12 protein-coding genes are annotated in these 13,253 nt (G+C 70.6%); 3 read left to right on the top strand and 9 right to left on the bottom strand.

Annotated elements, in window-relative coordinates; translation table 11 throughout:
* Positions 1–87: 87 nt before the first annotated feature.
* The 4 genes from B079_RS0108905 to B079_RS0108920 all read right to left on the bottom strand — a co-directional run bounded on the left by B079_RS0108905 (position 88) and on the right by B079_RS0108920 (position 5,402).
* Positions 88–1,842 (bottom strand): NAD+ synthase, encoded by a 1,755-nt coding sequence (locus B079_RS0108905; RefSeq protein ID WP_018545435.1) that lies wholly within the window; start codon positions 1,840–1,842, stop codon positions 88–90.
* Positions 1,843–1,924: 82 nt separating this feature from the next.
* Complete coding sequence (locus tag B079_RS0108910) at positions 1,925–3,868, bottom strand: S53 family peptidase (RefSeq protein WP_037801344.1); 1,944 nt, start codon at positions 3,866–3,868, stop codon at positions 1,925–1,927.
* A gap of 203 nt (positions 3,869–4,071) precedes the next feature.
* Positions 4,072–4,683: a DUF305 domain-containing protein gene (locus tag B079_RS0108915; RefSeq protein ID WP_018545437.1), complete on the bottom strand. Its 612-nt coding sequence runs from the start codon at positions 4,681–4,683 to the stop codon at positions 4,072–4,074.
* Between the two features lie 11 nt (positions 4,684–4,694).
* Positions 4,695–5,402: a DUF3105 domain-containing protein gene (locus B079_RS0108920; protein WP_018545438.1), complete on the bottom strand. Its 708-nt coding sequence runs from the start codon at positions 5,400–5,402 to the stop codon at positions 4,695–4,697.
* Between the two features lie 141 nt (positions 5,403–5,543).
* Here B079_RS0108920 and B079_RS0108925 point away from each other — a divergent pair, with 141 nt between their 5' ends.
* Complete coding sequence (locus tag B079_RS0108925) at positions 5,544–5,990, top strand: RrF2 family transcriptional regulator (RefSeq protein ID WP_018545439.1); 447 nt, start codon at positions 5,544–5,546, stop codon at positions 5,988–5,990.
* A 45-nt stretch (positions 5,991–6,035) separates the two neighbouring features.
* Here B079_RS0108925 and B079_RS0108930 read toward each other — a convergent pair whose 3' ends face one another.
* Positions 6,036–7,220 (bottom strand): globin domain-containing protein, encoded by a 1,185-nt coding sequence (locus B079_RS0108930; protein ID WP_018545440.1) that lies wholly within the window; start codon positions 7,218–7,220, stop codon positions 6,036–6,038.
* Between the two features lie 361 nt (positions 7,221–7,581).
* Here B079_RS0108930 and B079_RS0108935 point away from each other — a divergent pair, with 361 nt between their 5' ends.
* Positions 7,582–8,943 carry a glutamine synthetase family protein gene (locus tag B079_RS0108935; RefSeq protein WP_018545441.1) on the top strand — a complete coding sequence of 454 codons (1,362 nt, stop codon included), beginning with the start codon at positions 7,582–7,584 and terminating at the stop codon, positions 8,941–8,943.
* Here B079_RS0108935 and B079_RS0108940 read toward each other — a convergent pair.
* Together B079_RS0108940 and B079_RS0108945 are read right to left on the bottom strand one after the other, a co-directional pair.
* Positions 8,903–10,390, bottom strand: coding sequence for a hypothetical protein (locus B079_RS0108940; RefSeq protein ID WP_158684955.1), 1,488 nt, complete (start codon positions 10,388–10,390; stop codon positions 8,903–8,905). The genes B079_RS0108935 and B079_RS0108940 overlap by 41 nt on opposite strands.
* An 84-nt stretch (positions 10,391–10,474) precedes the next feature.
* Positions 10,475–11,308 carry an NAD(P)H-binding protein gene (locus B079_RS0108945; RefSeq protein ID WP_026248493.1) on the bottom strand — a complete coding sequence of 278 codons (834 nt, stop codon included), beginning with the start codon at positions 11,306–11,308 and terminating at the stop codon, positions 10,475–10,477.
* Between the two features lie 134 nt (positions 11,309–11,442).
* Between B079_RS0108945 and B079_RS0108950 the strand changes: the two genes are divergently transcribed.
* Positions 11,443–12,183: a class I SAM-dependent methyltransferase gene (locus B079_RS0108950; RefSeq protein WP_026248494.1), complete on the top strand. Its 741-nt coding sequence runs from the start codon at positions 11,443–11,445 to the stop codon at positions 12,181–12,183.
* 42 nt (positions 12,184–12,225) lie between these two features.
* Here B079_RS0108950 and B079_RS0108955 read toward each other — a convergent pair whose 3' ends face one another.
* Together B079_RS0108955 and B079_RS0108960 are read right to left on the bottom strand one after the other, a co-directional pair.
* Entirely contained in the window at positions 12,226–12,636 is a 411-nt protein-coding gene (locus tag B079_RS0108955; protein ID WP_018545445.1) for a VOC family protein, read from the bottom strand.
* Positions 12,633–13,139 carry a pyridoxamine 5'-phosphate oxidase family protein gene (locus B079_RS0108960; RefSeq protein WP_018545446.1) on the bottom strand — a complete coding sequence of 169 codons (507 nt, stop codon included), beginning with the start codon at positions 13,137–13,139 and terminating at the stop codon, positions 12,633–12,635. Before B079_RS0108960 ends, B079_RS0108955 begins: the two co-directional genes overlap by 4 nt.
* Positions 13,140–13,253 lie beyond the last annotated feature (114 nt).

Below are 13,253 nucleotides of genomic sequence, written 5' to 3' on the forward strand. Positions count from 1 at the left end.
CGGCGAGGACGCCGGACGGCACGCCGTACCGCATGACGAAAGGGGCGCCCGGTCCTTCCCGACCGGGCGCCCCTTCGCCGTCCCGCACTACACCGACTCGCGCCAGCTGTTGGTGATCGGCAGCCGGCGGTCCTTGCCGAAGCCCTTCGCCGAGATCTTCGTGCCCGGCGGGTACTGACGCCGCTTGTACTCCGCGGTGTCCACCATCCGCAGCGTCTTCGTCACCAGCGCCGCATCGAAGCCCGCCGCCACGATCGCGTCCGCGCCCTGGTCCCGGTCCACGTACAGCTCCAGGATCGCGTCAAGGAGCGGGTAGTTCGGCAGCGAGTCCGTGTCCACCTGGTCCGGGCGCAGCTCCGCGCTCGGCGGCTTGCTGATCGAGTTCTCCGGGATCGGCGGAACCTTCCCGCGCTCCTCGGCGACCTTGTTGCGCCAGCGGGCCAGCTGGAACACCGAGGTCTTGTACACGTCCTTGATCGGGCCGTACGCGCCCACCGAGTCGCCGTACAGCGTCGAATAGCCCACCGCCAGCTCGGACTTGTTGCCCGGGGCCAGCACGATGTGGCCCTCCTGGTTGGAGACCGCCATCAGCAGCGTGCCGCGCAGCCGCGACTGCAGGTTCTCCTCCGCGAGCCCTGACAGGCCCAGCGCGCCCATGTACGCGTCGAACATCGGCTCGATCGACACCGTACGGAAGTGGAGGCCCGTGCGCCGGGCCAGCTCGGCCGCGTCGCCCCGGGAGTGCTCCGAGGAGTACTTCGAGGGCATCGAGATGCCGTACACGTTCTCCGCGCCGATCGCGTCGCACGCCAGCGCGGCCACCAGCGCCGAGTCGATGCCGCCGGACAGACCGATCAGCACCGAGCGGAAGCCGTTCTTGACGACGTACGCCCGCAGGCCCGTCACCAGCGCGCCGTACACCTCGGCGTCGTCGTCCAGGTGGTCGTCCAGACGGCCGGGGAACTCCGGCGCGTACGCGGGCAGCGGGTCCTCCGACAGCACCACGCGGTCGATGCGCAGACCGTCGTCCACGACCCCGGTCGGGGCGTCCGCGTCGGCGGCGGGCAGGTCCAGGTCGAGCAGCAGCAGGACCTCCTCGAACTGCGGCGCGCGGGCGATGACCTCGCCGTCCGCGCCGACCACGATCGAGTCGCCGTCGAAGACCAGCTCGTCCTGGCCGCCGGTCATCGCGAGGTAGGCGGTGGTGCAGCCCGCCTCCTGAGCGCGCTTGCGGACCAGCTCAAGACGCGTGTCGTCCTTGTCACGCTCGTACGGCGAGGCGTTGACGGAGAGCAGCAGGCCCGCGTGGGCCGAGCGGGCGGCGGGCACCCGGCCGCCGTCCTGCCACAGGTCCTCGCAGATGGCGAGGGCCACGTCCACGCCGTGCACCCGGATCACCGGCATGGTGTCGCCGGGCACGAAGTAGCGGAACTCGTCGAAGACGCCGTAGTTCGGCAGATGGTGCTTGGCGAAGGTGAGGACCACCTCGCCGCGGTGCAGCACCGCCGCCGCGTTCTGCGGGGCACCGGCCGGCTGGCCGTACTTCGGCTGCGCGGTCTCCGAGCGGTCCAGGTAACCGAGGACCACCGGCACCTCGCCGAGACCTTCGTCGGCCAGGCGGGCGGCCAGCGCGCGCAGCGCGGCGCGGGAGGCGTCGACGAAGGAGGAGCGCAGGGCCAGGTCCTCGACGGGATACCCGGTCAGCACCATCTCCGGGAAGGCGACGAGATGCGCTCCGCGCTCGGCGGAGTCCCGGGTCCGGCGGACGACCGCCTCGGCGTTCCCCGCGAGGTCGCCGACGCGCGAGTCGATCTGGTTCAGGGCGAGACGAAGTTGAGGCACGCGCCCAGTGTAATCGTCAGAGCGACGCGATGTGGGGGCGCGCGGTGTCTGACACCTCACGCCCCCACGGCAGCGCACTCGATCAGTGACGCTTGAACGACTTCACGTAACCCTCGGCGGGCGAGCCCACACCGGTCACGTCGTCATAGCCCTTGACCGCGGCCAGCGAGCTGTCCTTGCCCAGGCTGCGGACCGAGGTCAGCAGGCCGTCCGAGGCGTCGACGCCGTTGGCGAAGTCGAGCCGGGCCACCGCCAGGCCGGAGCCCGTCGGGTTGTCCGTGACGTCGTGGAAGACGCCCTTCTTGCCGTACAGCCCGTAGATCGACGGGTTGGCGAAGCCGATCGCCTTGCCGCCGCGCGCCTCCTGCGCCAGCGCCTGGACCGCCGCGATCACCGGGGCGGCCAGCGAGGTGCCGCCGATGCGGTACTCGCTGTACCGCTCGGTGCCGTCGGGGAAGGTCTGGGTCTGGCCCACCAGGAAGCCGGTGTTCGGGTCCGCGATGGCCGCGATGTCCGGCACCACGCGGTTGCCCGTGGCGTTGTTGGCCGTGGCCAGCGCCTTCGGGACGATCCCCTTCTGGTAGTACGGCTGCGGCACGTTCTTGCTCGTGCCGCCGCCCGCGCCCGAGGTGAAGGCGCCGGGGAAGGAGTCCCAGCTCTTGCCGTCGGCCGACAGGTTGGCCTTCTGGGTGCCCCAGCCGGTCTCCCACTGGTACGTGTCGCCCTTGCCGACCGCCAGCGAGGTACCGCCGACCGCCGTCACCCAGGCGGAGTTGGCCGGGGTGTCGACCTGCTTCTCGCCGGAGGCCGCGACCTGGTCGCCGTCGTCGCCGGAGGAGAAGTAGAAGCCGATGCCCTGGACCGCGCCCAGCTGGAAGACCTGGTCGTAGGCGGCGGCGAGGTCCGGGGTCTGGTTGGCCTCGATGTCGCCCCACGAGTTGGAGACGATGTCCGCCAGGTGCTGGTCGACGACCTTGCTGAGCGCGTCCAGCAGATCGTCGTCGTAGCAGGAGGCGCCGCCGACGTAGGTCACGTCCGCGTTCGGCGCGACCGCGTGCACGGCCTCGACGTCGAGGGTCTCCTCGCCGTACCAGCCGGCCGCCCCGCACTCCTCGGTCTTCGTGTACGTCTTCGGCAGCACCTGGTGCAGCTGACCGGTCTTCCAGGCCGCGTCACCGTTCTTCTTCGCGTACGAACCCGCGTCGAAGGCGATGGTCGGCGAGGCGTACGCGTCGGTGATCGCGATGCGCACGTGCTTGCCGGTGTAACCGCCCGCGCCGTAGGCGGCCCGCAGCTGCTTGCCGGTGTAGCCCTTGATCGCGTACGGGATCTTGTGGCCGTAGGCGTCCGGCAGCGTGCTCGCGACCTTCGAGCCGTAGTACGAGGAGAACGGCCCGGCGTTCTTGAACACCGCGTCCGGCGGCGGCAGTTGGTCGTCGTGGTGCGCGATGTGCGGTGCGCTGTCCAGACCGGTGACCGTCAGCACGGCGCCCTTGAGGGCGGCCGGGACCGAGGCGGTGCGCTGCGGGGCGCGGTAAGTCCGCTTGCCCTTGGTGAAGTTGTGCAGCTGGGTGCCGAACGCCTTCTCGGTGGCGGCGACATCGCCGGACACCGAGACGTAGTGCGCGGTGACCTCGGTGACGTCGAGCCCGGCCGACTTCAGCCAGGACTTCACCGCGGACACCTGGGCCTTGGTCGCCCCGAAACGGGACGCGGCCTGCTGGGCACTGAGGAACTTGCCGTACTGCGGCGAGGCCGGGTCCGACACCGCCTTGGCGTACGCGGCGAGCCCCGCGGCGTCACGCCCCGCGAGGTAGACACGGGTCTGCACCTTGGCGCTGTCGGCGGTGGCGCCCTTGTCCGCCTTGGCCGTGGCCCACGCCGGGCGGGTGCCCGCCAGCGCGTCCCGGGCCGGGCCGTCCGCGGCGTTGGCCGCGGGTATGCCGAGCGCCAGCGCGCCCGCGATCATCGGAAGCGTCGCCGCCATGCTCACACCGGCGCGCGTCCTGGCGCGGTTGGATCTCATAAAACCCCCTGCGATGCGATTCGCATGTAGTGGCCGGATCGTCGTGCGCGACGCGCCTGCCCGCGGCGGTTGGGACCGGCGGAGCGATCACACGATGCGCCCACTCTTGTGATGAACCGTTCATGTCAGGTAAACGGGAGGGTCAAGAGAACCCCAAGTGACGCCATTCACAGGGTATTTGGGCGCTTCGTCCGCCCGGCGGCTTACGAACGGGCTTGTGCGCCGCGTTCTTTGAGCATGTCGGACATCAGCTGGATCTCGGAGCGCTGGGCCGCGACCATGCCGCGGGCGAGGCGCTTCTCCGGGGCGACCGTGCAGCGTTCGGCGCATCCCTGAGCCATGTGGACGCCGCCCCGGTGGTGTTCCGTCATGAGCTGGAGGTAGAAGATCTCGGCCTGCTTGCCGCTCAGTGAACTCAGCTTGCGCAGATCGGAGTTGGTCGCCATGCCCGGCATCAGCGCGCCGTCCTGGCCCGGAGGCATGTCGCCCATGCCCATCCAGGTCATCGGCGGGTCCGCCGACACCTTGGGCAGCCGCCACAGGTCCAGCCAGCCGAGCAGCATCCCGCGCTGGTTGGCCTGCGTCTGCGCGATGTCGTACGCGAGCCGCCGCACCTCGGTGTCCTTCGTGCGGTCGCGCACGAGGTACGACATCTCCACGGCCTGCTGGTGGTGCACGGCCATGTCCCGGGCGAACCCGGCGTCGGCGGAGGCGGCCGTGGGCGTACCCGTCGGGCGCTCGTCCCCTCCGGCGGCGTACCCGGCCGCCCCGGCGGCCACCACCGCGAGCACCGCGGCCCCGGCGGCCCACCCCATCAGCGCACGCCTCACCGCATGACCCCGCCCGTGCACGCGGCCCCCGGCTCCGGCGTCTGCTCGCCCTGCACATAGGTGGCGAAGAACTTGTCCACCTCGGGGTCCTTCGCGCTCTCGACCGTCACCTGGTGGCCCCAGGCCGACAGGACCAGCGGGGCGTCCTGCTTCTCGTACGGGCTCATCAGCGAGTACGGCGTCCGCTTCACCTTGGCCGCGAGCGCGCTCACGTCCGCCTTCCGCGCCGCGCCGGTGTACGTCACCCACACCGCGCCGTGCTCCAGGGCGTGCACCGCGTTCTCGTCGTGCACCGGCTTGTCGTAGACCGTGCCGTTGCAGTCGAGCCACACCGGGTTGTGGTTGCCGCCGACCGGCGGGTGCATCGGGTACGTCACCTTGGTCGTGACGTGCGTGCGCGACAGCTTGCCGGACCAGGTCCGCACGCCGTCCTTGCCGGTGGTGAAGTGGCCCGAGTCGCCCGCGCTGTTCTTGGCGTTCTCGGTGTTCTTGGCGTCACCGCTCGCGGCGGTGTCCTTCTTCCCCGAGTCGTCCGACTGCGACCGCACCAGCACCACCCCGCCCACCACGAGCCCGGCGACGACCACCACGCTCGCGGCGACGGTGAGTATCCGGTTGCGCCGCGCCCGGGCCCGCTCGGCACGCCGCATCTCCTCGACACGCGCGCTGCGGGCCGCGCTGCTGCTGCTCTTCACCGAACCCATGAGGTGTGTCCTTCGGCCGGAGGGGTCTGCGGGCCCGTTGATCGTAGTGGGGGAGGCGGGGCCCGAGGGCTCGGACGGAAGGGCTCGGTGGTGACAACCCGATAATTTGAACCGGGAATGCGTATTACCTACCCTTCCGGTATGCGGCTGCTTCGCTCGACCGATCTCGCCCTGCGGGTCCTCATGCGACTCGCGGTCGCCGGTGCCGACGCGAACCCCACCACCCGCGAGGTCGCGGCCGACATGGGCGTCCCCTACACGCACACCACCAAGGTCGTCGCCGAACTCCAGCACCTCGGCCTGGTCGACGCCCGCCGGGGCCGGGGCGGCGGGCTCAGCCTGACCGAGCGCGGGCGGAAGGCGTCCGTCGGCTCGGTGGTCCGGGTCTTCGAGGGCGACGGCGACGTGGTCGAGTGCGAGGGCCCGACCCCCTGCCCGCTCAACTCCGCGTGCCGTCTGCGGGGCGCACTGCGAAGGGCCCAGGAGGCGTTCTTCGCCTCGCTGGACCCGTTGACGATAGAGGACATGGTGGCGGACCCGACCGGGCCCGTCCTGCTGGGCATCTCCAGCGGCCCGCCGAGGAGTTGACGGGCCGGGGAGGCCGGGGGAGTCCTCTGGAGGCTCCCGGTGCGCTCAGCCCTGCGCGAGCCAGAGGTCGGGCCCGAACACCTCGTAGTGGATGTCGGCCGGGGCCACGCCCTTCTCGATGAGCTGGGCACGCACCGCGCGCATGAAGGGCAGCGGACCGCACAGGTACGCGCGCGTGCCGGAGGCCACCGGGATGCCGGTGAGGTCCACGAGGCCGGTGCGGGCGTCGGCCGGGGCGTCGTTCTCGTAGAAGAAGTGGCAGGCCGCGTCCGGGAGTTTGGCCGCGTACGCCTCATGGTCGGCGCGCAGCGCGTGGTCGGCGGGGGAGCGGTCGCCGTGCACGACGGTGACCGGGGCGCGGTGGCCCGCGTCCGCGAGCGCGGCGAGCATCGCCACCATCGGGGTCACGCCGATGCCCGCCGAGGCGAGCAGCAGCGGGTGCGCGTCGTCGCCGTCGAGCACGAGGTCGCCGTACGGCTCGGACAGGCTGACCCGGTCGCCGACCGCGACGCCGGCGTGCAGGAAGTGGGAGACCTCGCCGTCCGGGCCCGCGCCCCCGTGCACCCGCTTGACGCTGATCTGGCGCACGCCCTCGCCGGGGGCGCCGGAGAGGCTGTACTGGCGGATCTGGTGGGCGCCGTCGGGCAGGTCGACGCCGACGGAGACGTACTGTCCCGCGCGGAAGGGCGAGACCGGGCCGCCGTCGACGGGGCGCAGCCGCAGGGTGAGGACGTCGGCGGTCTCGGTGATCCGCTCGACGACCTCCCACTCACGGGTGCCGCGCCCGCCGCTCTGCTCGTAGAGCCGCTTCTCGATGGCGATGAGGGCGTTGGCCATCAGCCAGTAGACCTCGTCCCAGGCGGCGGCGACCTCGGGGGTGACGGCGTCGCCGAGCACCTCCACGATCGCGGCGAAAAGGTGCTCGTGGACGACGTCGTACTGCTCGGGGGCGATGCCGAGCGAGGCGTGCTTGTGGGCGATGCGGTCCAGCAGGGCGTCCGGGCGCTGGTCGGGGTGGTCCAGCAGGTGCACGGCGAACCCGGCGATGGAACCGGCCAGGGCCTGCTTCTGGGCGCCGGAAGCCTGGTTGCCCCGGTTGAACAGGTTCCGCAGCAGCTCGGGGTGGGCGTCGAAGAGACGGGCGTAGAACCGCTCGGTGATCTCGCCGATGGCCGCGCCGACGGCGGGCAGGGTGGCGCGGACGGTGGCTGCGGACTGCGGGGACAGCATCGGGGCTCCTCACGACGGACGGTCGGCAGGGTCTTCCTGTCTTCACCTTCGACGCTATGAAAACTTGCATCTGAGATGCAAATTAAAACGGCGTGTCCTCCCTCACGTGGGGGTGCGATCCGGTGGTTTCCGGCCACCCGGGCGGCCATTACGGATACGCGTCCGAGCAGGCAAGATGGGCGGAAGGGCAGTACACCCGCCGTACGAGACCCGTACGCGAGCCGTTCGGGCCGCGGAAGCCCGGGCGACCGAGGTCCGCAACGCGCGCGAAATGCGGTTGTGGTGGGATGCTCAGGTGCCCGACCGCGTCCCGCGGTACCGGGGGAAGGCGGCCTGACCAGCAAGGATGGGGAAGCGGAAGATGGACAAGCAGCAGGAGTTCGTGCTCCGGACCTTGGAGGAGCGGGACATCCGGTTCGTACGTCTGTGGTTCACGGACGTGCTGGGGTTCCTGAAGTCCGTGGCCGTGGCCCCCGCCGAGCTGGAACAGGCCTTCGACGAGGGCATCGGCTTCGACGGCTCCGCGATCGAGGGTTTCGCCCGGGTCTACGAGTCCGACATGATCGCCAAGCCGGACCCGTCGACGTTCCAGATGCTGCCCTGGCGTGCGGAGAGCCCCGGTACGGCCCGCATGTTCTGCGACATCCTGATGCCGGACGGCTCCCCGTCCTTCGCCGACCCGCGCTACGTGCTCAAGCGCGCGCTCGCCCGCACCTCCGACCTCGGGTTCACCTTCTACACCCACCCCGAGATCGAGTTCTTCCTGCTCAAGGACCGCCCGCTGGACGGCTCCCGCCCGATCCCGGCCGACAACTCGGGCTACTTCGACCACACGCCGACCAGCATCGGGCTGGACTTCCGGCGCCAGGCGATCACCATGCTCGAGTCGATGGGCATCTCGGTGGAGTTCTCCCACCACGAGGGCGGCCCCGGCCAGCAGGAGATCGACCTGCGGTACGCCGACGCGCTCTCCACGGCCGACAACATCATGACGTTCCGCCTGGTCATGAAGCAGGTCGCCCTCGAACAGGGCGTCCAGGCCACCTTCATGCCCAAGCCGTTCTCCGAGCACCCCGGCTCCGGCATGCACACCCACCTCTCCCTCTTCGAGGGTGACCGGAACGCGTTCTACGAGTCCGGCTCCGAATACCAGCTCTCCAAGGTCGGCCGCTCCTTCATCGCGGGCCTCCTGCGCCACGCCGCCGAGATCTCCGCGGTCACCAACCAGTGGGTCAACTCGTACAAGCGCATCTGGGGCGGCTCGGAACGCACGGCGGGCGCGGGCGGCGAGGCCCCCTCCTACATCTGCTGGGGCCACAACAACCGCTCCGCCCTGGTCCGCGTCCCCATGTACAAGCCCGGCAAGACCGGCTCCGCCCGCGTGGAGGTCCGCTCCCTCGACTCCGGCGCGAACCCCTACCTGGCCTACGCGGTCCTCCTGGCGGCGGGGTTGAAGGGCATCGAGGAGGGCTACGAACTCCCCCCGGGCGCCGAGGACGACGTCTGGGCCCTCTCCGACGCGGAACGCCGCGCGATGGGCATCGAACCGCTCCCGCAGAACCTCGGCGAGGCCCTGACCCTGATGGAACGCAGCGACCTGGTCGCCGAAACCCTCGGCGAACACGTCTTCGACTTCTTCCTCCGGAACAAGCGGCAGGAGTGGGAGGAGTACCGGTCGGAGGTCACGGCTTTCGAGCTGCGGAAGAATCTGCCGGTGCTGTAGGGGGCGGATTCCGCCTGCGGCGGGCGCGGCGCAGGCCGTAGGGGACGGCTGCGGCCAGGGCGAGGACGGCAGCCGCCGTACCGCACGCCGCGAGGACCGGCCAAAGGGCGCCGGTGGCGGACGCCGAGCCGTTCACCGTGATCGGTGCCGTGTTGTCGGAGCGGTCGGGGTCGCGGCGGTCGTAGTCGTCCCGTAGAACGGCGCTCACCCGGCCCGGAGCACCGGAGTCGTCCCGGCCGATGCGGAACCTCAGAGTCTGGGTCGCTTTCGCTCCGGGGGCGAGGCTGCCGGACACCACGCACGTGTAGTGTCCGGCGCCCGCCCGCCAGGGGCGGCACACCCAGGGGTCGGGCTCTCCGTCGCCCTCGGGGTCCGGAGTCGGCTTCGGCGGCGGGAGCAGGGTCGTGCCCTCGGGCGGGGTGATCTCGTAGGTGAGGTAGCCGTGGTCGACGCGGCCCGGACCCGCGTTGCGCACGCCCGCCTCGATCCCGACCACATCGCCGGGCCTGCCGCGCAGATCGCCCGCCACCGCCTGGACGTCGGCCTTCTGGTCGGTGTCGATGCTCACGTGCCCCGCGCTCCGGGCGAAGCCCTCGGGCGCGGTCGGGGTCAGCGCGAGCGCGGGGCCGCTGCCCCGGACGGTGAAGTCGCGCTCGTCGAAGTACGGTCCCGCGTCCTGCCCCGGCGCGAACAGCCGGACGTCCACCGAGCCCTTCGTCAGCGGTTTTCCGCCGAGCGCCAGGAAGGGGCCGGTGAACGCGTAAGCCTGGCCGGGCTCGACGCGGGAGGGGAAGAAACAGTACGCGCGGGACTGGCCCTGGTCGGTGTAGCGGCAGTTGCCGTACCGGTGGGCGAGCCGGATGCGCGGGTCGGCCGTGACCGTGACGCCGAAGCCGTTCGCCGCGATCGGACCGTGGTTGAGGACGCCGCCCCGGATCTCCACGGGCGTGTCCGCCGGGGCGTTCTCGACGGACAGCTTCCTGCCCCACAACTCCGGGCTGCCCGCGGTCATTTCGGTCTTCGCGTGGGCCTGTCCGCCGTCGGGGGCGGTGGCGGTGAACCGTACCGTGCCGCGCGTGCCGGGTGCGGCCGACCTGTCCGCGCCCAGCACCATCAAATCCATGAGCCCTGACCGGAGTTGACCGGCGCCGACGCGGCAGGTGAAGACATATCCGGTGCCCTCCGCGCAGCTCCGCTTCGCGTACAGCCGTACCGTTCCCCGGACTTCGGACGCATCGACGGTGAGGGCGACCTCGCGGACGGAGCCACCACCGGTGTCGAAACGGACCGGCAGCGCGACGCGGGTGGGGTCGGTCGTCTGGGTGTAATAGACCTCCGGGACCTCGATGCGCAGGCCGCCGTCGTCCTGTGGCGCCGGGGACGCCGGTGCGACCAGGGTCAGCGACGCGGCGACGGCGGCGAGGGTGACGGTGGCGCGACGTCTCATCCCTCGATGATGGACGCGGCCGACGGTGCCGGTGATCACGCCCGGGTATCGATCGGCCGCCACCCTCCCGACCGGCCGGGTGTCTCAGCGGAAGAGAGCGGCGTTCTCCGTAGCCCACTGCTGGAACGTTCTGGCCGGGGAGCCGGTGATCTGTGGAACGGTGTCGCGTACCGCCAGCAGTTCGTCGTTGACGTCTCCGCCCGTGACGTCGAGCACCGCGTCCGCGGCCTCGTCCCCGAAGACCGCGGCCAGCTGGGTGTGGGCCTCCTGGCGGCTGATCTCGGCGAAGGGGACGTTCCGCCCGATCGCTGCCGCTATGGCCTGGGCCTGTTGCCGGGCGGTCACCGGGCCCGGACCGGTCAGGGCGTACGTCCGCCCCCGGTGGCCGGGCTCCGTCAGCGCTATCCGCGCCACGGATGCGATGTCCGCGGGGTGGATGGTGGGCAGCGCGGTGTCCGCGTACGGCGCGCGGACCGTTTCGTGGTCGCGGATCGCCGCCGCCCACATCAGGGCATTCGAGGCGAACTGTGTCGGCCGCAGGATCGTCCAGGCCAAGCCGCTGTCCTTGAGCAGCATCTCGACCGCTAGGTTTTCGGCGGCGGGGCCCAGATGCGGATGAGTCTGGACGGTGATGGACGACACCAGCACCACGTGTTCCACCCCCGCCCGCCGGGCAGCCTCGATGACCTCGGCATCCGGGCCCAGCCGCGACACGAGGAACAGCGAGCGCACCCCGTCCAGAGCGGGCTTCAACGACTCCGGCTCCGCGAAGTCGCCCTCAACGGCCTCGACCCCTTCGGGGAACGTGGCCCGTGAGGCGTCACGGGTGAGCCCTCTCAACGGCCCCGCACCACATGCGCGCAACTCTCTCAGCAGCGCACTTCCTATGTTTCCGGTGGCTCCGGTCACGAGGATCACGGACGCGTTCTCCTGTCGTCGGATGATCGACCTGAAGAACACGCTAAAAGCTCAATCGCACTTCAGGTCAAGGAGAGAACCAGAACCCCGCCTCTTCCTGGATACGGTCCAGGAAGAAAGCGCACACTGCGTGCATGGCGACCTACGACACCATCGGCGCGACCTACGCAGACACCCGGCGGCCAGATCCCCGAATCGCGGCCACGATCCATCAAGCCCTCGGCAATGCGGCCAGTGTGATCAACGTAGGAGCAGGCACCGGCTCTTACGAACCGCCACAAACAGTGCTGGCTGTCGAGCCCAGCGCAGTGATGATCGCCCAGCGCCCGGCCGGATCCGCACCGGCCCTGGAAGCAGCCGCGGAGTCGATCCCTCTCGCCGACAACTCGGCCGACGCGGCAATGGCCCTCCTGACCGTGCACCACTGGAGCGACCTGGAAGCCGGTATCGGCGAACTCCGCCGCATCGCCCGGCAGCGGATCGTCATCCTCACCTTCGACCCCGACATCAACCGCAGGTTCTGGCTGCTGGAGGAGTACCTGCCCGAAGCAGCCGCACTCGACGGCACCCGAGCCGTCGCCGTCGAACAACTGGCCACGCTGCTGGGAGGCGCCCGCATCGAAACCGTCCCCGTCCCGCACGACTGCACCGACGGATTCCTCGCCGCCTTCTGGCGCCGACCCGAGGCATACCTCGACCCGGAAGTGCGGGCCGGTATCTCGCTGTTCGCCCAGACCAGCGAGAAGGTCCTCCAGCCGGGCCTGGCCCGGCTGTCCGACGACCTGTCCTGCGGCCGATGGCACCAGCGCCATGCCGACCTGCTCCACCGTGAAGCACTCGACGCCGGCTACCGGCTGCTCCTGGCCGACCTGTAAAACCCCACAGCGGCGCTGCGCCACGGAAGCGACCGCAAGCCCTCACCGCACCAGTTCCCCCACCCCCAGCAGATTCCCCTCACTGTCCCGGAACCACGCCCCCCGCTCGCCCCGAGCCCCCTTGCTCGGATAATTCCCCTCGATCTCGGCGATGCCGTCCCGCGTACGGAAGCCGGGGGAGTCGACGTCCTCGAAGACGACGCCCTTGGCGCGCAGCTCGGCCACGACAGAGTCGAGATCGTCGACCTGGAAGCCCATCTGGGTGAAGGTGCCGGGGGAGGAGCCGGTGGACTGGAAGACGGCGAAGTCGGTGCCGCCGCACCGGTACAACAGCCCCCCGGGCCGCTCATCCACAGGCTCAAGGCCCAGCTTCTCCGCATAGAACCGCCGAGCCCGCTCCAGATCCTGAGCGGGCAACCGAGTCGCCACAGTGCCCCGCGCCAGCCCACTCACGAGAACCTCCACCTGGTCTGACTGAACGGCTCCCCCTTGCCGAACCCGAAAACGGTCACCGGCGCGACAGCGAAGACGTACGCGGGCCCGGGCCCATGCTGGAAGCACCCGTCCCGCACCTCGTAGTGCCAGAAGTCCCCGTACTTGGCCTCCCAGACAGCCGCCAGCTCCCGCAACCGCCCCTCGTCGGTGACCCGAACCGCCTCCCCCTCCACGACCACGTCGAACCCGGCGGCCCACGTATTGACCCCGGTCGTCAGCACGACATACGGATTCTCAGCAAGGTTCCGGGCCTTGCGCTCCCCGGGCCCGGTCCCGAAGTGCAAGGCCCCCTCGCTCCACACGGCCAGCGTCGGAGTGACATGAGGCCGCCCGTCCGCCCGCACGCTGGACACCCAGAACAACTCCGCAGCCTCCAGCACCCCCACCACGTCGTCCCAGGAGTGAGCGACGGTCCCCTCACTGCTGTACCGAACATCCAGCTCACCAACAGGCCCAGCCATAGAAGACACCTCCACGGAAAGTCCCCTCAATTCGGACCCTGCCCGCCCCCGAAACTCATCGCAACCGGCGGAAGCGACGGGAGGGGGCCGGGGGCCCGCACCCGCGTACGGCGA

The organism is Streptomyces sp. LaPpAH-108 (genome assembly GCF_000373625.1).
In the GTDB taxonomy this organism is placed as follows: domain Bacteria; phylum Actinomycetota; class Actinomycetes; order Streptomycetales; family Streptomycetaceae; genus Streptomyces.